Annotated in this window: 11 protein-coding genes and 1 pseudogene; 11 read left to right on the forward strand and 1 reads right to left on the reverse strand. The window is 51.0% G+C overall.

What is annotated here, in order from left to right:
- The first annotated feature begins 110 nt into the window (after nt 1–110).
- The 10 genes and pseudogenes from HQN90_RS09270 to HQN90_RS09315 all read left to right on the forward strand — a co-directional run bounded on the left by HQN90_RS09270 (nt 111) and on the right by HQN90_RS09315 (nt 17,682).
- Nucleotides 111–2,732, forward strand: a complete 2,622-nt coding sequence (locus tag HQN90_RS09270) for a DUF5054 domain-containing protein (protein WP_173217511.1) — start codon at nt 111–113, stop codon at nt 2,730–2,732.
- Between the two features lies 1 nt (nt 2,733).
- Nucleotides 2,734–5,766, forward strand: a complete 3,033-nt coding sequence (locus HQN90_RS09275; RefSeq protein ID WP_338042299.1) for a glycoside hydrolase family 2 TIM barrel-domain containing protein — start codon at nt 2,734–2,736, stop codon at nt 5,764–5,766.
- Nucleotides 5,767–5,874: 108 nt separating this feature from the next.
- Nucleotides 5,875–7,662, forward strand: coding sequence for a sensor histidine kinase (locus HQN90_RS09280; RefSeq protein ID WP_173217513.1), 1,788 nt, complete (start codon nt 5,875–5,877; stop codon nt 7,660–7,662).
- Nucleotides 7,662–8,726: a helix-turn-helix domain-containing protein gene (locus HQN90_RS09285; protein ID WP_173217514.1), complete on the forward strand. Its 1,065-nt coding sequence runs from the start codon at nt 7,662–7,664 to the stop codon at nt 8,724–8,726. The genes HQN90_RS09280 and HQN90_RS09285 overlap by 1 nt, the downstream gene beginning before the upstream one ends.
- Nucleotides 8,727–8,875: 149 nt before the next feature.
- On the forward strand, nt 8,876–10,168 hold the full coding sequence (locus HQN90_RS09290; RefSeq protein WP_173217853.1) for an ABC transporter substrate-binding protein: 1,293 nt from the start codon (nt 8,876–8,878) through the stop codon (nt 10,166–10,168).
- A gap of 81 nt (nt 10,169–10,249) precedes the next feature.
- Nucleotides 10,250–11,134, forward strand: a complete 885-nt coding sequence (locus HQN90_RS09295; RefSeq protein ID WP_420851042.1) for a carbohydrate ABC transporter permease — start codon at nt 10,250–10,252, stop codon at nt 11,132–11,134.
- Nucleotides 11,131–11,955 (forward strand): carbohydrate ABC transporter permease, encoded by an 825-nt coding sequence (locus HQN90_RS09300; RefSeq protein WP_338042300.1) that lies wholly within the window; start codon nt 11,131–11,133, stop codon nt 11,953–11,955. The genes HQN90_RS09295 and HQN90_RS09300 overlap by 4 nt, the downstream gene beginning before the upstream one ends.
- Before the next feature lie 276 nt (nt 11,956–12,231).
- A complete protein-coding gene (locus HQN90_RS09305; RefSeq protein ID WP_173217515.1) occupies nt 12,232–16,812 on the forward strand; it encodes an S-layer homology domain-containing protein in 4,581 nt (1,526 codons plus the stop codon).
- A 133-nt stretch (nt 16,813–16,945) separates the two neighbouring features.
- A pseudogene (locus HQN90_RS09310) lies at nt 16,946–17,083 on the forward strand (hypothetical protein); the annotation flags it as partial.
- A 368-nt stretch (nt 17,084–17,451) separates the two neighbouring features.
- A complete protein-coding gene (locus HQN90_RS09315) occupies nt 17,452–17,682 on the forward strand; it encodes a hypothetical protein (protein ID WP_173217516.1) in 231 nt (76 codons plus the stop codon).
- A 342-nt stretch (nt 17,683–18,024) separates the two neighbouring features.
- Here the strand turns inward: HQN90_RS09315 and HQN90_RS39890 are convergent, their stop codons facing one another.
- Nucleotides 18,025–18,135, reverse strand: a complete 111-nt coding sequence (locus HQN90_RS39890; RefSeq protein WP_173217518.1) for a stalk domain-containing protein — start codon at nt 18,133–18,135, stop codon at nt 18,025–18,027.
- An 828-nt stretch (nt 18,136–18,963) separates the two neighbouring features.
- Between HQN90_RS39890 and HQN90_RS09325 the strand changes: the two genes are divergently transcribed.
- Nucleotides 18,964–21,309 carry an alpha-L-fucosidase gene (locus tag HQN90_RS09325; protein WP_173217520.1) on the forward strand — a complete coding sequence of 782 codons (2,346 nt, stop codon included), beginning with the start codon at nt 18,964–18,966 and terminating at the stop codon, nt 21,307–21,309.
- Nucleotides 21,310–21,312 lie beyond the last annotated feature (3 nt).

A 21,312-nucleotide genomic window follows, 5' to 3' on the forward strand; every position in this document is an offset into this window, starting at 1 on the left:
TCTACTTTGTCTATTCATGTGCAGGAGGATTCGGCTTTTTTTTATTTTCTGCAACAGCAGCATCATCACAAAACTATTAGATGAGATAAGCATCATTGGAGGAGTAGTTTATGAAGCCTTTAGATACGATATATGTAGTCTTTAAAACGCACGTTGACCTCGGTTTTACGGACTTGCCGAGCAACATTGTCAAGCAGTACACGCAGGATATGGCAAAGGACGTTTTGACCATCTGTGAAGGAACGAAGCATTTTGAACCCGGACACCGCTTTGTATGGACGGTTCCTTCATGGGTACTGGACGAGACCCTGATCCATGCCGAGGGTGGCATTCGGGAGCGGATTGAGCAATTGGTCGTGGACGGGCAGCTAAGCTGGCACGGTCTTCCTTTCACGACGCATACGGAGTTTTGCGGACTGGAAGAATGGATTCGTGGTCTCTACATGTCGGCGCGCCTAGGCAAGAAGTTCGGCAAGAAGGTTATTTCCGCCAAAATGACGGACGTGCCCGGCCACACCTGGATGCTGCCGTCACTGCTCAAAGGCGCGGGCATCGAGTTCCTGCACATCGGAGTCAACGCTTGCTCGCAGCCTGTCGAGGTGCCGCGGCTGTTCAATTGGGAAGGACCGGACGGCAAACAGGTGCTGACGTTCTACTCCAAAGGCGAGTACGGCACAAGTCTGCTGCCGCCGGACGACTGGGAGTATCCGGTCTGGATGGCGCTGCTGCAGACGCATGACAACATCGGGCCGCAGGACAGCAAGGTCGTGACCGAACTGCTTGAAACCGTGAAGGCGTCGTATCCAAATACGCGGGTAGTCATCGGCACGATGGACGACTTTGCCGCGGATTTCCTGAGCAGAGGCTACACGGATATCCCGGTCCTGCGCAAGGATTTAGCGGACACGTGGATTCACGGGATCGGCTCGTATCCGCAGGAAGTGTCCGAGGTTCGAAGCTTGCGCAGCGAGACGACGACGCTGGAGGCCATGGCTGCGCTGCAACAGTGGGAGCAGGGCGAAGCGACAGGCGCATTCGGCGCGGATATCGACAAGGCGTATCGCGAATCGCTGCTGTTCGGCGAGCATACGTGGGGCCATGACGTGAAGCTGCTGCTGATTCCGGGACGGAACAGCATGCGGGCGTTTACGAAGGAAGATATGGCACGGGACCGGGAAGCGTTCCCCGAAACCTATGACAAGATAGAGCTTTCTTGGGATGAGAAGCGCGCTTACGTAAAAATGGCTCGGGCGGCTGCCGAGCGGATTACACCGTTCCAAAGTGGCGCCCAGCAGGGTGAATCCCCGGTGATCGGGATTTTCAACCCGTCGTCTTGGGCAAGAACGAACGAGCTCGTTCGCCTCGACAATGTGTCCGGTGGTTGGCTGGTCGATCTGAACACCGGCGACAGCTTGCCGGTGCAAGCGTCCGGCGAAGTGCAAATTCCGCTGCTGGAGCCTTGCGGCTACCGCACGTATACCTATGAACCGCAGGCCGTGTCTGGCGCAGGCGAAGCCGCAGTGGCAATCGCCCGTACCGAGGACGGCAAGGCGGTGCTGGAAAATGCGCATTTGCGGATCGAAGTCGATGCTGCGACGGGCGAGATTCGCCGCCTGTTCGACAAGACTCGCGGCAAGGAATGGGCAGCCCCCGGCGTGCCTTTTGGCGCCTATGAATACGATGTTTACGGCAAAGATGAGATTCTTCAATTTGTGAAGGATTACGCTTATGATTTGATGGACTGGTATGTAAACGATTTTGGCAAGCCGGGCTATCCGCGCATCGGGCACCAGCAATTCGGACTGAAGCTGGACAGTCTGGAAACGGCCAATGACGCTGCAGCCGGCACGATCCGCTTGACATTCAGCACGCCTGCGGCAAGCCGCACCGAGTTCGGCAATGCGCAAAGCGTCGCGATCTTGCTCAAGCTGGAGCCGGATCAGGCGTTCTTCGACTACACGCTGGAGCTGAACGACAAAGCGGCCACGGCTTTCGCCGAAGCAGGCTTCGTCGGCTTCCATCTGCAAGCCGGGGAGCCGGGCTACCGATTCCAGAAGCTGGGTGCTGTCGTAGACCCGACACAGGATATCGTTCGGGGCGCCAACCATCGCCTGCATTGCGGGGACGGCTGGGTTGATGTGACGGATGGCGGGGCAGGTCTAGCCGTCCTGGCGAAAGATACGCCGCTATTCTCCATCGGGGAGAAAGGTGTGTTCACCTACAGCAAGTCGTATCAGCCGGAGCGACCTTCTCTGTATTTCAACCTGTTCAACAACCAATGGGGCACGAACTTCCCGCAGTGGATGGCAGGCAGCTATACTTATAACTTCCGGATTGTCTTGCACCAGGGCGACTGGCAGCAAGGCGAAATCTGGAAGCAGCTCGAGCAGTGGAGCCACCCTGTGAAAACGGTACGCGGCTTCCAAGGAAGCGCTGCGCGCTCCTCGCTGCTGACAGAGGGCACCGAAGGCATCGTGCTGCTGGCCTTCAAAGTGGCAGAAGACGGCAACGGCTATGTGCTGCGCCTGCAAAACGCCTGGAACGAGCCACATCACGCCGAACTGGCGTTCGCCAGCGAATTGGCTTCGGCGCATGCCAGCAATTTGCTGGAAGAGCCGGAGGTGCAGCTGGACGTCCGCGCCGAGGCGGCAAGCCGTCTTGCGGTGAAATTCGCACCGAAGGAAATCGTAACGATCAAGCTGCAATTTATTGAACATATTAATAGAGGCTAGGGTGATTGACTTGAAGCAGATCGAGAAGTATTGGGAAGATTTAAATGTGCTGGAAGTGAACAGGCTGGCGCCTAGGGCTTACTATATCCCTTACCGCCATGCCGAAGCCGCTCTGGCGAAAACGAGAGGGAAATCGCCTTTCTACCAGACGCTGAACGGAAACTGGAAATTCCGATACCATTCGAGTGTTAGAGAGGTAGAGGAAGGTTTTTATCTGGAGGGTGTGGATGTCAGCGCATGGGATGACTTGCTCGTCCCTTCCTGCTGGCAAGTCAGCGGCTACGACCAACCTCAGTATACGAATATCAATTATCCGTTTCCATGCGATCCGCCATTTGTGCCAAATGCCAATCCGGCTGGAGCTTATGTCCGAGAATTCAACTTGGCGCCGCAATGGCACGGCAAAGCGAATCGGGTCGTGTTCGAAGGCGTGAACTCCTGCTTCTACGTCTGGGTGAACGGCCAATTTGTCGGCTACAGCCAAGGCAGCCGGATGTCTGCCGAGTTCGATATTACATCGTTTGTCCAGCCTGGAAAAAACCGCATGGCTGTGCTGGTGCTCAAATGGTGCGACGGCAGCTACATCGAGGATCAGGACGCCTGGAGATACTCGGGCATATTCCGCGACGTGTACCTGCTGGCGCGGGATGAAGCGCATATCCGGGACGTATTCAACAAGCAGGAGCTGTCCGCCGATTTCAGCCGCGCTGTGCTGCGCAGCGAAATGGAGACGGTGGGCGCATGCCAGGTGCAGGCTGAGCTTCGGGATGCGGCCGGCAACCCGGTGGCGAGCGGAACCGCGACGGTAGACGGCCAAGGCTCGATCGAGCTGGCAGTCAACGATCCGGTGTTGTGGAACGCGGAAGCTCCGTACTTGTACCGATTGTACTTGACGAGTGGCGAAGAAGTGATTCACTTCTCCGTCGGCTTCCGCCAAATCGACATCACGGACGGCGTATTCCGCATGAACGGCAAGGCGATTAAACTCAAGGGCGTCAACCGCCACGATTCGCATCCGGAGCTGGGGCAGACGATTCCGTACGCCCATATGATTCAGGATTTGATGCTGATGAAAAAGCATAACATTAACACGATTCGTGAGGCGCACTATCCGAACGATCCGCGCTTCCTGGACTTGTGTGATACTTTCGGATTTTATGTGGTGGACGAAGCCGATCTGGAGTGCCACGGGCTCAGCACGGGCGGGGACGGCGGCAACGGAGCGGACATTCATCAGCTCACCCGGAACCCGGCGTGGGAGCGGGCTTTTGTAGACCGTGCGCAGCGGCTCGTCGAACGGGATAAAAACCATCCGTCCGTCGTGATCTGGTCCATGGGTAACGAAGCCGGATACGATGTGAACCATATCGCGATGGCCCGGTGGACGAAAGGCCGGGACGCTTCCCGCCCCGTTCATTACGAAAGCGCAGCGCCTGTGTACAAAGGCCATCCGGACACTTCCTGTCTGGATATGGAAAGCCGCATGTACGCGTCGCCGCAGGAGATCGAAGCTTATGCTAGCGACGAAAACGCTGCGAAGCCGATGTTCCTATGCGAATATAGCCATGCGATGGGCAACAGCCCCGGCGATTTGCAGGAATACTGGGATGTCATTTACAAATATCCGAAGCTCATGGGCGGCTGTGTATGGGAATGGTGCGATCATTCCGTGAAAACGCAAACGCCGAACGGCGTGCCGTTCTACGCGTACGGCGGAGACTTCGGAGACAAGCCGAACGACGGCAACTTCTGTATGGATGGCCTGGTCTATCCGGACCGCACGCCGCACACGGGCTTGCTCGAATTGAAGAAGGTGATTGCGCCGGTGCGGATCGAAGCCGACGATTTGAAGCAGGGCCGTATTCGTTTGACTAACCTGTACGATTTTATCGGCCTCTCGCATCTTTCCCTGTTCTGGAAAGTTGAGAAGGACGGCGAGACGGTACAGCAGGGCGAAGTCACCGAACTTGCGGCAGGTCCTCATCAGACGCAGACGCTTACGCTGGGCTGCAGCTTCCCGGAAGCGGCGTGCGAACGCTACTTCTTGACGCTGGTGCTGGAGCAGAAGCAAGAAACGTTCTGGTCGGCCAAAGGGCATGAGGTGACGTTCGAGCAGTTCGAACTGCCGGTTGCGAGGCTGGAAGCGGAGAAGCTGTTCCCCATCTATCCGATCCGCGTTGTTCAGGAAGATGACCGCGTGACGTTGGAAGGTTTCGACTTCGAGTATGTGTTCGATCTCATTGGCGGCGCGTTCGTCCGCATCTCCAAGCACGGCGTGCAGATGATCAGCGAGCCGACCAAGTTCGCGATCTGGCGAGCGCCGATGGACAACGACCGCAACGTGAAATCCCAGTGGCGGGAATATGGGTACGAACGCGCTCAAATCCACGTCTACGAAGCAAAGGTTGTGGAGACGGCCGACACATTTGTGAAAATTGAAGTTCGTTATTCGTTGGGCGGCTACCACAAGTACCCGATTTTGCACGGAACGGCGGTTTGGACCGTCGACGGCACTGGGGAAATTGCTCTGCATAACCAAGTGAAGGTGCGGGAGGATTATCCGTTCCTGCCGCGCTACGGCTTACAGCTTACGATGCCGCAAGGCTACGAAGCGGTCGAGTATTTCGGCAACGGCCCGCACGAATCGTATATCGACAAACGCCGAAGCGTCCGCAAGGGCAAGTATGCGGCGTCGGTCGATCAATTGTTTGAAAATTATTTGATGCCGCAAGAGAACGGCTCCCGCTACGGTACCGAGTGGCTGTTGGTCACGAATGCGCTCGGCATGGGTCTGCAAATCGACTGTGATCACGAATTTTCCTTTAATGCGGCGCACTATACGCCGGAGCAACTGGAAGAAGCCGGCCACCCCCACGAATTGACGAAGCGCCAAGAGACGATCCTCCATTTGGATTACAAAATGAGCGGTTCCGGCTCCAATTCCTGCGGCCCGGATCTGCTGCCGGCTTATCGTTTGGAAGACAAAGAATTTGCCTTTGCCATCCGGCTGTGGCCCGTTTTGACGGACAAGTAGCTTTTAGAACAGAGCGTTTCCCTGAACAAGTGATCTGACCGGGATTTTCTAGCCCGGGCAGGCGCTGTCGCCGGGGCGCTCTCTTTTTTGTAGAAGGGGGACCTGCCTATGACGATGAACACAATGAAGCGGTGGTTTATGGTTCCGTTTCAGATGAGCATGCGGTACAAACTGATGATATTAATGGTGATTGTCGCTATTTTACCTTTGACGACCGTGACTTTTTTTGCGGCGCAGACGACCAAGCAGTCTTTAAGCTCGGAAATTATCCGTTCCAACGAATCGAGAATGAACTGGGCCGCCCAGTATTTTGACGAGAAGTTCAGCCAACTTCATTCGGTTGCCTATTCGCTCCTGCTGGACAACAATATTTTTCCAACATCCGGCCGCGAAAACGAAGGCGACATAAAGGGTCCTAATAGGGGGAATTTTGATATTGAGGAGAAATTAAGGTCGCTGTATGTGGCTAACAATAACAACATCGTGCGGATTTCTTTGTATTTGAATGAAAAACAGCGCCTGTATGTGGTAGACAAAGACGCGGTACGCTTCACGGACAATCTGGACACGTCCATCGGCAACTGGGGGGAGATCGCCAAAACCAATCAGAGCGTCAATAAGGTTGTGAATGTGCCGCCGAACACGTTTATTTTAGCCCGCAGCATGAACCGTTTTGAGAATTTGCAAGTGTTGGGCGGTGTTTTGCTGGAAGTCCGATGGAAAATGATGAACAACGTCATGGATATGATTCACTCGGAAGCAAACAGTGAGGTGCTGATCGTAGATGTCCAGGGCAACACGATGTACAATCCGTATGGCGCCAAAGTCTCGATGGACCCGGAGACGTTGAAAAAGGCGATAGGGGGCTCTGAGGAACCCGGGCACGTTCAGCTCAAGCAAGGCATTTTATTTTTCCAGCCTGCCGTCTCGGGTCAGATCTGGATCGTCAAGTTCGTCCCGATGAGCTACGTGACCGAGAGCGCCACGACTACACTGAGCTTCAGTTTTTACACGGCGGTTGCTTCGATCCTGACGGCCATACTGCTCTCTGTGCTGATCGCTTACTTCACGACGAAGCCTATTATCCGGTTGACCAAGTCGATGAAAGCGGTCGAGCATCAAAATTTCAACGTCGGGCTCGATAGTATTCGAAGCGATGAGATCGGGACGTTGGAGCGGCGGTTCAACTCGATGCTGCAGCGGATCAAGGAACTGATCCAGATCGAGTACAAAAGCAAAATCGAGATGCGCACGGCGCAAATCAAGGCGATGCAAGCACAAATCAATCCGCATTTTCTGTACAATTCGCTGCAAGCGATCGGCGGCGTAGCCATTGACCGGAAAGTGCCGGAGATTTACGATTACCTTCGAGCGATCAGCGACTTGTTCCGGTATACGATCAAAATGCAGTCCGACCTGGTGACAATATTCGATGAAATGGAGCATGTCAGCAACTATCTGCACATCCAGAAGCTCCGTTTTCAGGACATGCTCGAATTTGAGCTCGATGTGGAAGAGGGCTGCGAAGACTATTGTATGACCAAATTCACGCTCCAGCCGATTGTGGAGAATTGCTTCGTTCATGGGCTGGAAGGGATGATGAAGAGAGGTCGTGTCCTGATCAAAATCGAGCGCGTGGTGGATGAAATTGAGATCAGCATCGAGGACAACGGTGTTGGGATCGAACCCGAGCGTCTCGAAGATATTCAGCGGCAGCTTGAACAAACGAATGATGAGCAGCTGCTGGGCGAAAGCATGGGGATTAACAACGTGAATTCGCGAATCCGGCTTATTTTTGGGGAAGAGTTCGGATTGTTTGTCACAAGCGTCAAAGGGGACGGGACGACGGTCAAAGTGATTATCCCGGCAATACTCAGGGGAGAGGAGCTACTGTAATGAAGGTTATCATTATCGACGACGAGTTCTGGATTCGGAACAGTATCCGGCATTTGGCGGATTGGGAGCGGTTTGGCATTGATCAGGTGATGGAAGCCGAGGACGGGCAGAGCGGGCTGGAGATGGTGGAGCGAATGCACCCGGAAATCGTCATCACGGATATGAAAATGAGAGGCATGGACGGAACGCGTCTGCTGCAAAAATTGACCGAGGAGTACCCGTATATCCGCAAAATCGTGATCAGCGGGTTCGATGAATTCTCCTATATGAAGCAAGCGATTTTGTCCAAGGTCGATGAATACTTGCTCAAGCCGATCAAGCCGGAAGAGCTGAATCGCGCTTTGGAGAAGGCAGTCCGCGAGCTGCGGGCTTCACAGGGCATCCACGCGGCCCAACCGCTGGACAAGCAACTGCTCAAGGTCGTTACGGAGACGAGAAGTGTGATCGTCAGGTACATTCATGAAATGAACCCGGAGGCGATCAAAAGCAGCTTCAAGCACCTGGAGGCGGCGCTGAAGGAGTACGAGCCCTTGAAACCGGGTGTCAGCAACTCGCTGTACAAGCAATTCATGCAATTACTGGAGGAACAAGCGGACCTGCTTGGCAGCGAGTTGACGCCGAACGCCCAGTCGTGGGCTGCAACCTTTTTCGTATCGGACAATACGCCGCTCTCCGCCTGGATTACCGTCTTGTCCGATGCGTTCTCCGACAGACTGGAGGCGCTAATCTATCAGCGGAAAAATAAAGTCGGAGTCAAAATTGACGAAATCCGGCAGTTTATCGATCATTCCTACGCGGAGCCTATCGGTCTTGGCACGATCGCCAGCCAGTTCTTCATAAGCAGGGAGCATCTGTCCCGTACGTTCAAGCAGGAAGTGGGCCAGACGGTGATGGATTACCTCGTCACCAAACGGATCGAGAAAGCGTGCGAGCTGCTGCAGGACTCGTCGGTCTCAATCAAGAACGCTGCGAAAGCTGTCGGTTATTCGGATATTACGTATTTTTATCGGATTTTCAAAAAAATAACAGGTGTGACGCCCATCCAGTTTCGACAAGGCAGCTAATTATCACAATAGTGAAAGCGATATCACAAAAGTCCAATTCAAAACGCTACTTCTGTTGAATGAATGGGACCGCTTTCTTCTATATAATCAAGGATAGTAAGCGCTATCAAAAAAAGGGGAGGCTAAACACATTGAAGAAAACACTTACCATGATTTTGGCCATGTTAATGGTGGGATCTACCGTCGCTTGCTCTTCCGGCGGAGGCACAAAAGACAATAACTCTGGCAGCACTTCGAATCAAAACGGTTCGAACGCGCCTGCGAAAAAAGTCGAATTGAAAGTATTCCTGGGTGGTCTAGACCGTTTCCGCGACCAGTTTGACAAATACTTCGCGCAGTTCGCCGAAAAGGAAAAGAAAGAGAAGAACATCGTAGTTACGATCAATACCGAGTATCCGGGTTCTGAAAATGCAACACAAATCTTGAAAACGCGCTTGGCTACAGGCGACGTGCCGGACATATTCGCGCTTCACGCGGTGAACGACGTGCCGGATTACTACAAAGCCGGCTTCTTGGAAGATATGACGAACCAGCCGTTCTCCGGCAAGCTGATTGACGGCATCCGGAAGCTCGTGACGATCGACAACAAAGTCGTTGCGGTTCCGCTGGAAAGCTTGGCGTGGGGCTACCTCTACAACAAAAAAATATTTAATGATCTGGGCCTGAAACCGCCTACGACCTTAACGGAAATGAAAGCTGTCGTGCAGAAGCTGAACGACAACAAAATTACGCCATTCATGCTGGGCTACAAAGAAAGCTGGATTCCGCAATTGTTCCTGCCTTTGGCTGTTGGCGGTCTAGGCAACTCCACTCAAAAAGGGTTTGTTGACCGCATGAACAAAGATCAAGGCAGCTTCGCCGAGCTGAAAGATATGTTCGGCATCATCGACCTCGTGAACAGCAACGGAACCGGCCGCGTATTCGAGGTTGGCAACGACGACGGCGCCGCGGATTTCGCCGCCGGCAAAGCGGCCATGTGGGTACAAGGTCCTTGGGATGCTGACAGCTTGCTGAAAGCGAACAGCAGTTTCGATTTCGGGGTTGCTCCGCTTCCGCTGAGCGACAGTCCGGCTTCCACGCTGATCAACGTGTCCGTATCGACTTCCCTGGCGATGGCTTCGAGCGGTAAAAACAAAGAAGTTTCCGCCGACCTTCTGAACTTCATCCTGGACGACCAAGCTTCCAATGCGCTGTACCAAGGCTTGAAATTCAATCCGGTGTCCAAAGCGCACACGTTCAAACCGTATCCTTGGGTTGAAGATGCGTCCGCTTATGTCAATAAAGGACAATCCTATCAAGATCCGCAAATCCCAGCTGCTGTTAAAGATGAGTCGGGCAAAGCGCTTCAAGCCTACTTTAGCAAAAAAATGACGGCTGACGATGTGATTAAGGATCTGGATAAAACGTGGAAAAATGCTAACGCTGTAGCTAACAAAAAATAAAGAATGGATAACAGCTGCCGTGCCTTGCTAGGAATGTACAAGATCAGGGCACGGCACGGATTTTCCTAAGGAGTGAGCCCCGTGCTAAGACGCCTTGTTAAGACTCATAGATCTTTGATCCTGTTCGTGCTTCCCGCTTTTGTCCTGTACGTCACGTTTCTCGTCATTCCTATGCTGCAGGGCTCGTACTACAGCTTCACAAATTGGGACGGACTGAATAAACACTACAGCTTTGTCGGCCTGCAGAACTTTATCGAAGCGATCCGCGACGATAAAAACTTCCAGACTTCAATTCTGTTTACAGCGAAGTACGTGGTCTTTGCCGTTATTTTCCAAAATGCCGTCGCGCTCTTGCTGGCGCTTATGATTGAATCGCGCAGCCGTGGCAAAGGTTTGCTCCGGACGATCTTTTTCATGCCTAGCATGCTCAGTATCATTATCAGTACTTTTATGTGGGCTTTTGTCTTTACTAAAGTCATGCCGGCGTTGTCCCGGTTTGCTGCTCTGAAGTTTCTGGATATTTCCTGGCTTGGCGATCCGAACATTTCCTTCTGGACGATCCTTATGGTTTCCGTCTGGGGTGGGATCGGAACGCTGATGATTATTTATATGTCCGCGATTCAAGGCATTCCGCAGCATTTGAAAGAAGCCGCCATCATCGACGGCGCCACACCTTTTCATATGCTTCGCTACATTACACTGCCGCTGATCGCGCACGCACTGACAATCTGTATTTTCCTTACCCTGAACAACTCGTTTAAAGTGTACGACTTGATCTACGCTTTGACCGGAGGCGGTCCTGCACGGGCCACACAGGTGATTTCTATGAACATTTTGGAAGAGGCTTATCAGCAAAACTTCCGCTACGGCTATGCCAGCGCGAAAGCCATTATCCTGTTCCTCATCATACTTGCCATTACATTGATTCAAGTTACCGTCATGAAGAAAAGGGAGGTGGAAGCGTGAACAGACGGCTGTATTCCGTTTCGACCCTTGTGGTGCTGATCGTTGTGGCCTGCTTCTTCCTATTCCCGATTTATATGGCGATCTTGAACTCCTTCAAGACGCAGGGAGAAATGTACGCTTCCGTACTCGGCCTGCCGACGAAATTCCATTTTGAGAACTACGTGCAAGCGTTCCAGAAAGCGAACATGCTGGAGAGCGGCTGGAACACGGTTGTTGTAACCGTGACCGGGATTTGCGGCATCGTGCTGTGCAGCTCGCTGGCCGGTTACAAGCTTTCGCGTACGCGGGGCGCATTAAGCAACGCCATCTTCATGCTGTTCGTTTCGTCGATGCTCATTCCGTTCCAAACGATTATGGTGACTTTAACGAAAATGGCTAAAAACCTCGGCTTGCAGGGTACGCCGTTCGGGCTTGGCATCGTGTGCGCCGGTCTTGGCGTCAGCATGGCGGTATTCCTGTATCACGGCTTCGTAAAGGGGATTCCGCGCGAGCTCGACGAGTCCGCAAAAATAGATGGCTGCGGTGAAGTCAAAACGTTTTTCAGCATCATATTGCCGCTGCTGCTGCCGATTACCTTTACTATCGTCATCTTGAACCTGTTGTGGCTGTGGAACGACTTCCTGCTGCCTGTCCTGATGCTGACGGATTTCCACAAATATACACTGGTGCTGACAATCAACATGTTCTTCGGCAAATATAGCCGCGAATGGTCGCTCATTCTCGCATCGCTGATCTTGTCTTCTATTCCGATCGTGATTATTTTCGCGATCTTCCAGCGCTGGATCATCCAAGGAATTACGGAAGGCGCGGTGAAGGGCTAAGCGTTCATATGTCGATAATTCACTTATACGATTCATTGGTGAGAAGGTTCGCCGACAGAAAATAAATAAGTCAGTTAAGAAAACCGCGAAGGCTTGATGCTACGCGGTTTTTTTAAAGTTCTGGCCATTTCTTTCATTATTCTTTTATTTGGCTTTAGTAAACTTTTAAAAGTGATGATTTGAAATTTATTAAAGTTAAGAGGAGTAAAACAACGATAACGTTGAATCCAAAAACGTATACAGTACCATATCGTTATTGATGGGAGCGAGTTGTAAATGAATCGAAAAGCAAAGCAGACTTATCGTAAATTAGTAAGTATAATACTGGGAATGCTGATTTTTTTGTCGGGCCTACCCAATATGGGCGCGCCAATGGTTGCCCAAGCTGCGTCTGAACAATGGGTCAAAGTAGGCTCCGCCGGTTTTTCGGCAGGTGCTGCAACTAATACAAGGATAGCCATCGACAGCAGTGGCACGCCCTATGTTGTTTATAGGGATGGGGGTAGAGGCGGTAATGCAACGGTCATGAAATATAACGGAAGCGCGTGGGTGAATGTTGGCTCCGCCGGTTTTGCTGCTGCAACTAATGTAAATATAGCCATCGACAGCAGCGGCACGCCCTTTGTTTTCTTTCAGGATGCGGGTAACAGCTTTAAAGCAACCGTCATGAAATATAACGGAAGCTCGTGGGTAAATGTAGGTACCGCAGGTTTTTCGGCAGGTGGAGCAGAGTTTATAAGTATAGCCATCGACAGCAGCGGCACGCCCTTTGTTGTGTATAAGGATGGGGGGAACAGCAATAAAGCAACCGTTATGAAATATAACGGAAGCGCATGGGTGAATGTAGGTTCCGCCGGTTTTTCGGCAGGAAGTGCAAGTTATACAAATATAGCCATCGACAGCAGCGGCACGCCCTTTGTTGTGTATAAGGATGGGGGTAACAATAAAGCAACCGTCATGAAATATAACGGAAGCTCGTGGGAGAATGTAGGTTCCGCGACAGGTGGAGCAAATTTTACAAGTATAGCCATCGACAGCAGCGGCACACCCTATATTGTGTATAAGGATTTGTTGAACAGCGATGAAGCAACCGTCATGAAATATAACGGAAGCGCGTGGGAGAATGTAGGATCCACCGGTTTTTCAGCGGGTGTTGTAGATTATACAAGTATAGCCATAAACAGCAGCGGCACGCCCTATGTTATGTATAAGGACTATGGTAACGGTGGTAAGGCAACCGTCATGAAATATAACGGAAGCTTGTGGGAGAATGCGGGATCTGCCGGTTTTTCGGCGGGTGTTGCAGATTATACAAGTATAGCCATTGACAGCAGCGGCACGCCATATGTTGTGTATTTGGATGATGAGAAGAGTAGTAAAGCAACCGTCAAGAAGCTTGCAATGACATACACGGTGACGTATGACGGCGACGGCGCTGCGTCCGGAAGTGCGCCGACGGACAGCGCCACCTATCAATCGGGAGATACGGCCACGGTTCTTGGCAACACGGGAAGTCTAGTGAAGACGGGTTACACGTTCGCGGGTTGGAACACTAAGGCGGATGGAACTGGAACGGATTACGTGGCAGGTGCCCCGATCAGCATAAGCTCAATCGACGTCACACTGTACGTGAAGTGGACAATGACGAACGCGGAAACGCCGAGCATCGGCACGCAGCCAACGGGAGCAACGGTGAACGAAGGCGCGAGCAGCCCGAGCTTGAGTGTAGCGGCGACGGTGAGTGACAGCGGAACGCTGAGCTATCAGTGGTACAGCAACACGACCAGCAGCAATAGCGGCGGCGCAGCGATCAGCGGGGCAACAAGCGCATCGTATGCAGCGCCGACGTTAGTGGCGGGAACGACATACTACTATGTCGTAGTGACGAACACGAACAGCAGCGCGACGGGCAGCCAAACGGCGTCGACGACGAGCAGTGCAGTGTCGGTAACAGTGAACGCGCTGACCAACGCGGCCACTCCGATCATCGGCACGCAGCCGACGGGCGCAACGGTGAACGAAGGCGCGAGCAGCCCAAGCTTGAGTGTAGCAGCGGCGGTGAGCGACAGTGGAACGCTGAGCTATCAGTGGTACAGCAACACGATCAGCAGCAATAGCGGCGGCGCAGCGATCAGTGGTGCAACAAGCGCATTCTACGCAGCGCCGACGTTAGCGGCGGGAACGACATACTACTATGTCGTAGTGACGAACACGAACAGCAGCGCGACGGGCAGCCAAACGGCGTCGACGACAAGCAGTGCGGTGTCGGTAACGGTGAACGCGCTGACCAATGCGGCAACGCCGAGCATCGGCACGCAGCCGACAGGAGCAACGGTGAACGAAGGCGCGAGCAGCCCGAGCTTGAGTGTAGCAGCGACGGTGAGCGACAATGGAACGCTAAGCTACCAGTGGTACAGCAACACAACCAGCAGCAATAGCGGCGGCGCAGCGATCAGTGGTGCAACAAGCGCATTCTACGCAGCGCCGACGTTAGCTGTAGGAACGACATACTACTATGTCGTAGTGACGAATACGAACAGCAGCGCGACGGGCAGCCAAACGGCCACGGAGACGAGCAGTGCAGTGTCGGTAACAGTGAACGCGCTGACCAATGCGGCAACGCCGAGCATCGGCACGCAGCCGACAGGAGCAACGGTGAACGAAGGCGCGAGCAGCCCAAGCTTGAGTGTAGCAGCGGCGGTGAGCGACAGTGGAACGCTGAGCTATCAATGGTACAGCAGCACGACCAGCAGCAATAGCGGCGGCGCAGCGATCAGTGGTGCAACGAGTGCATCGTATGCAGCGCCGACGTTATCGGCGGGAACAACATACTACTATGTCGTAGTGACGAACATCAACAGCAGCGCAACGGGCAGCCAAACGGCGTCGACGACAAGCAGTGCGGTGTCGGTAACGGTGAACGCGCTGACCAATGCGGCAACGCCGAGCATCGGCACGCAGCCGACGGATCAGACGGTTAACGAAGGTGCGAGCAGCCTGAGCTTGAGCGTAGCAGCGACGGTGAGCGACAGCGGAACGCTAAGCTATCAGTGGTACAGCAACACGACCAGCAGCAATAGCGGCGGCGCAGCGATCAGTGGTGCAACAAGCGCATCCTACGCAGTACCGACGTTATCGGCGGGAACGACATACTACTATGTCGTAGTGACGAACATCAACAGCAGCGCAACGGGCAGCCAAACGGCGTCGACGACAAGCAGTGCGGTGTCGGTAACGGTGAACGCGCTGACCAATGCGGCAACGCCGAGCATCGGCACGCAGCCGACGGATCAGACGGTTAACGAAGGTGCGAGCAGCCTGAGCTTGAGCGTAGCAGCGACGGTGAGCGACAGCGGAACGCTAAGCTATCAGTGGTACAGCAACACGACCAGCAGCAATAGCGGCGGCGCAGCGATCAGTGGTGCAACAAGCGCATCCTACGCAGTACCAACAGCAACTGCGGGAACGACATACTACTATGTCGTAGTGACGAATACGAACAGCAGCGCGACGGGCAGCCAAACAGCAACAGCTACAAGCAACGCAGCCAAGTTGACCGTCAATGCGGCAGTGTCTTCGGCACCTACGGGGCTTACAGCAATAGCTGGGAATGGGCAAGTTGCGTTAACTTGGAACGGTATATCTGAGACAGTCACCTACAGTGTCTATAAGGGAACGGCTTCCGGCTTCTATGGCTTAACCCCCATAGCGACAGTGAGCGGCACGACTTATAGCTACACAGTAACGGGTCTGACGAACGGCGCTACCTATTATTTCGCAGTAACAACGAGCAACGCGGGAGGAAGCAGCAACTACTCCAACGAAGTGAGTGCAACACCGAAAGCCCCTACACCTGGCGGATCCAGTACTACGAGCGAAACCGGATTCAGCGGCGGTGCGACCAACACCGCAACGATTGCGGCTGCCAGCGGGGGGACAACAAGGCTGAACGGAGCGACAATCGAAGTTCCGGCCGGAGCGATGGCTAGCAACATTCAAGTTACGGTTGATAAAGTGAGCGACGCCTCGATTCTGCCGCTGGACAGCGCCTTGCAATTGGTCAGCGAGGTTTACGAGATCAAGAAAGACAAGGATGGCGAATTTAGGAAGCCGATCGTTATTACGCTGCCTTTCGATAAGACGAAGGTGGACTTTGGGAAGTCGACGATAGGCATATATTGGCTGAACGAGCAAACACATAAATGGGTGTCATTGGACAGCCTGAAGGTCGACGAAGAGAACGGGACGGTATCCGGAACGGTTAGCCATTTTACGAAATTTGCCGTTCTGGCATCCGATAAAGCGAAGCCCGTACAGCCGCAAACGAACGAAGCGGACTTTTCAGATATCAAAGGACATTGGTCCGAAGAGAATGTGAGGGAACTGGTGAAGCTTGGCGCGATTAAAGGCTATCCGGACAACACGTTTAAGCCGAATGCGAACATCACAAGAGCGGAATTTGTGACCGTCATCGTCAATGCGTTCCATCTTGGGGAGCAAGATGGCAAAATCTTTGCCGATACGGAGACTCACTGGGCAAAGAGCGCTATTACGACTGCCGCAGCGAAAGGCATTATTGCCGGGTATAGCGACAACAGTTTCGGGCCGGACGAACTCATAAACCGTGAGCAAATGGCGGCGATCATCGTTCGCGCCGCCAAACTGGCTGCGACGGACTTGAGTGTCAACTCCCCGGACAGCGTCGATATATCCGACTGGGCGCGTAAGGCACTTGCAACGGCGACAGCCAAAGGCTTGATCAACGGTTATGAAGACGGCACAGTGAAACCGAAAGTAAACACTACCCGCGCCGAAGCGGTCACGGTCATTCTCAGAGCTTTACATGCGCAACCGTAATGGTTCTGATGTGTGGGTCTTCTTCTTCTTTTGGAGTGGTAGTATAGTGGAAAAAGATAGTAATAGAAAACTTTCATAAGCAAACAAAAGAAGCTCCAGTCGAACACACTTGTTATGAGTGTCTTGACTGGGGCTTTTTTATATCGATGAGTTCTGGGCTGACCATCTTGCATACGTTTCTTACATTCGCGAAGGCATCCACTTGGAGAGCCTTGTCAGCGGCAATCCGATCGACGAATTTCATGCACAAATCACCCAAGCCTACGAGCAAACGCTCGATTCATCATGCGCTGAAAATGTTGAAGCGAAGCGTTGACTCCGTGTTGACTTCAGACAATAAAAACATTCACGACCCTGCGGGCTTTCTCACCAATACACGATAATGATTAATGAACCGACCAAGCACGTGGTTTTTTGCGGGAGAATTCTGAAAACAAATTAAATTGCTACCCCGCGGATGAAGGCTGGAAATTTAATGGGCGATTAGATTATTTTATGTTGTAGATGAGTACTTCGTGTATAATTATATCGTAAAGATTGGTGAGAGTTCTGTTTGAAGGTTTTCAAGGATGGTAGAGCTGAAACGCAAGAAATCAAATGTCTATCAATATATATTTTGTACAAATAAAGGGGATATAAATGAACAAAGAGGATGTTAAGCAACGTATTAAAGATTACCAGCAGGCAGAAGGAGTGCATCCTCTAACTTGCGGAAACAACAGTAAACACGAGAAATTATACCCAAAGGTGCTTGAACAAGGGTTGGTACTTCTTTGCCCTAATTGCAACTACACTCAGACATACATCCCTGATCTCTTTTTCGATGATGGTTACTATGAGTGGCTGCGGGGCATGAAAAGCTTAATTTAATTCGAAAGCGGTAAATAATTTATTTTCGGTAATTCCTCAGTAATACCCCTGTCGATCCCATAAATGATCAAGGTATCATTCGAAGGGATTTTTCTGAATTCAAAAAGAATCCAAAGTTACTAGATAAACGTGAATATCTAAGGAAGGATGAGATAGAAACTAGAACGGAACGAGCTATGAGAAAATGACCCAGTTGAATAAACGAAATGAAATTACTAAAAAAGCAGATGAGATAATTCCTCATCTGCTTTTTTTATAATATTCTTTTTGGAATTGTTTTCGCCTTTCTAAGTTCATTTAATATCCCATATTTACTCTCAAATATTAGAGCAAAATTACTACTTATTCTCGATCAATGTTGATCGATGAGCCGGCACCGTCCCAAGTTACTTTCCTCCCCAACGTTTCGCCTACGAAACGAAGTGGCACGAATGTACTATTGTTTTCAATCAATCGGGCTCCGTTTTCTAATTAATTCTGGAATATCACACTCCTTTTTTTATGCGGTATCACAATGACTGATAAAGTTTTTAAATTTTGTGAGAAAAAAACTTCGAAATTTATGATAAATGAATCATTAATGCATTGTATGCATAGATTTGTTTGTGCCCTAGACTGTCTGCCTTCCATACTTGAATCGTATCTTGACTCTGTTAAGCGAGGGATGGCATCATCGACGATATTTTATTCTAGATGGAAAGTGGAATAACGATTGTGATGAATGCATGGACGTTTCTAGGTGAAGAGATATTTAGACAGATGATCCATATTGATCAAAAAGAAAATGCAAAGACGCATTCTCTTCTAATTCGGGCTAGCTTCCACATAGCTTCATGATGCACATCGTGACTAAATAGAAAAAGTGACGCAGGCATGGACGGCCTCGTTTACTGAGCTTTAGTTGTCCCTTCCTTAGTTAGATCTTAAAGACTTGTCTGAGTTCAATTTATGTGAATAGAGAAAGAAATTACCATAAGCGGGCAAGTTAAATGAATAATGACATAAGTACAGGCTGTACTCGGTTCAACTTCATTGTTGAACCGAGTATTTTATATAGCGGTGTCTGCTTGACTTGAGTGAAAAAATATCCAAAGGTAAATGCGATTTTGTGCAAATACAAAGAAATTGATAACGCATAGAATGGGGTATATACAATTTATGAAAAGTGTTGGAGGGGAGGAACGATTGAATTTGATTCATCAGTAAACCGATTGTGAAATGGAACTATCTTAATAGGCACTTCTAATTTGAACGAATTTGATGATTCGAAGGGAGGAAGGAATGATGGTATCAAGGAATAGGCTAACTGTGATGTTTGTTTGTCTACTTATTCTCGCTATGTTTGCATCTTTTTTGGTGGCAAGGGAAGCCAACGCCCAAACCCCGGAGCAGCGTGTCGAGCAATGGTACACTTCGGCAAAAGTAGGACTTATGATTCATTGGGGCATGACCACAGGCCAAACGAACGATGAGATTGCCGCGTATTACAATATTGCGGATTTTGAAGCGGCAGTGAGTGCAGGTGGATGGAGTGCTGACAAATGGGTGGATGAGGCGGTCAGGATACATGCGAAATACATAACGCTATGCTCTTTTCATAGTGTTATGGGATATATCAAGCCTTGGAAATCTTCCATACCGGGAACGATGGGGACACAACGAGACTACCTGGGAGAGTTAATTCCTGCAGCAAGAGCAAAGGGAATTAAAGTTGTGGTGTACATCACTCCTGACCCGAAATGGCATGATAGATTCGGACATGAATGGATGGATAATACAAGTTATCGCAACTACAAAAATGACCAGTCGATTGATCTGACAACAAAACAGGGATGGGCACAATATTCGTATGACATTGTAGATGAACTTCTTACCAACTACCCCGATATTGATGGCCTCTGGTTTGATGGCTGGAACCAGTACTGGGATGGCCTTGGGCTATTGAACCATATCAGGGCCAAGAACGATAACGTTGTCACGATCGGGAATGGCAGAGCGCGTTCGTTACAAATATTCGATGCAGACTCTTTAGAGAACAGGGCCGTGACTTACAACCCCAGTTACAATATTCCGAGTGGCTTTCAGCAAGAGCCATATAGAGCGACTGCAGCTAATTTCAAAATTGGTGGCGGCTGGTGGTTCCATGGCGATGAGAATGTTTTGGTAGATATCCCTCAAACGATTAAATATATGGCAGTAGCGGCAGGCGCAAACTTCAATGTAGATGTGGGCGAAGGTCCCAAAATCGGGGGTGACATGCCAGCATCCTTGATAAAGGTCAATAACCAGATCAATGCGTTCCTTAACTGGGCGGGAGAATCCATATTCGGCACAGTAGGCGGAGGGTATCATAAAGGAGGCTTTCAGCCGGGGAATTGGAATCTTGGATCGTTTGGTGCAACGACACTCGTGCCGGGAAGCAATACGCATTATATTCATGTGCTTACGCCTCCAACAAGTGGTAATCAGCTCGTCTTGCCGGATGGCGGCTACACCGTTTCCCAGGCGGTTTTTCTGCAAACAGGTCAGCCGCTCACATTCTCACAAAGCGGAGGATATGTGACGATCACGGTGCCGTCATGGGCAAGCCCTGATACGATTATCAAACTGACCGCAAGCGATCCAGTGAATATTATACCGAAAACGAACTTTACGGCGACTGCTACCTCTGAGGATCCAAGTCATCCGATATCCAATGCTGTGGATAACGATTACAAGACTTATTATGCAGCGGCATCGGGTGCAGCGCTGCCACAGAGCATCACGTTGAACCTAAATCAGAATGCAGATATTAGTGGATTAAGAATCCAGCAAACGGAGGATCGTCCTGTCACTGTCGGGCAAGAGGGAGCACCTCCGCCGACAAGGTTAAAGGAGTATGAAATTTATGTAAGCAATGACGGCGTTAACTGGGGAAGCCCTGTAAAAACGGGAACGTTAATGAACCAGCGAGGCGTTCAGCAAATCTTGTTGAACACGGCTCAAACTCAAAAACGGTATGTGAAATTGAAAGTACTAAACAATTACAACAACGACGGCGTATTAAAAATTGCCCAGATGGATGTATTCGGTTCGGTTGGTTGGAATCAAGCGGATATAGGTACAGTAGCCGTACCAGGAAGCTATACGATGAATGCCTCCTCGAGTACTGTATATGGATCTGGAGCAGATGTTTATGAAACTTCTGACAATGCCCACCTTGTATACAAACAGCTAACCGGGGACTTTAGCATACAGACTAAAATAAGTAATCCAACCTTCAGCAATAAATCTGCCCAGTTCGGGTTAATGGCCAGAGCAAGTCTGAACAGCAATTCGCCAATGATAAGCGCATTCTGGTCCCCCACCAACTATTTCAAATCTTTGGCAAGATTGACTATAGGCGCAAGTACGGGGCATGCAGTGGAATCCGCCAATAATTTGCTGGACATCTTCGCGAAAATTACAAGGTCTGGCAATACCTTCAGAACGTATAAGTCGAGCGATGGCGTCAATTTTACACTGGTGAGGCAGGAGACAATCGCTATGGGCCAAACGGTATACGTAGGCATGTATGTTTGCTCTCACAGGACAACGGCGCCTCTTGCCAGTGCTGTATTTGATAACTTGACCATTACCCAGCATTGATCT

Source organism: Paenibacillus alba (assembly GCF_013204855.1).
Classification (GTDB): domain Bacteria; phylum Bacillota; class Bacilli; order Paenibacillales; family NBRC-103111; genus Paenibacillus_E; species Paenibacillus_E alba.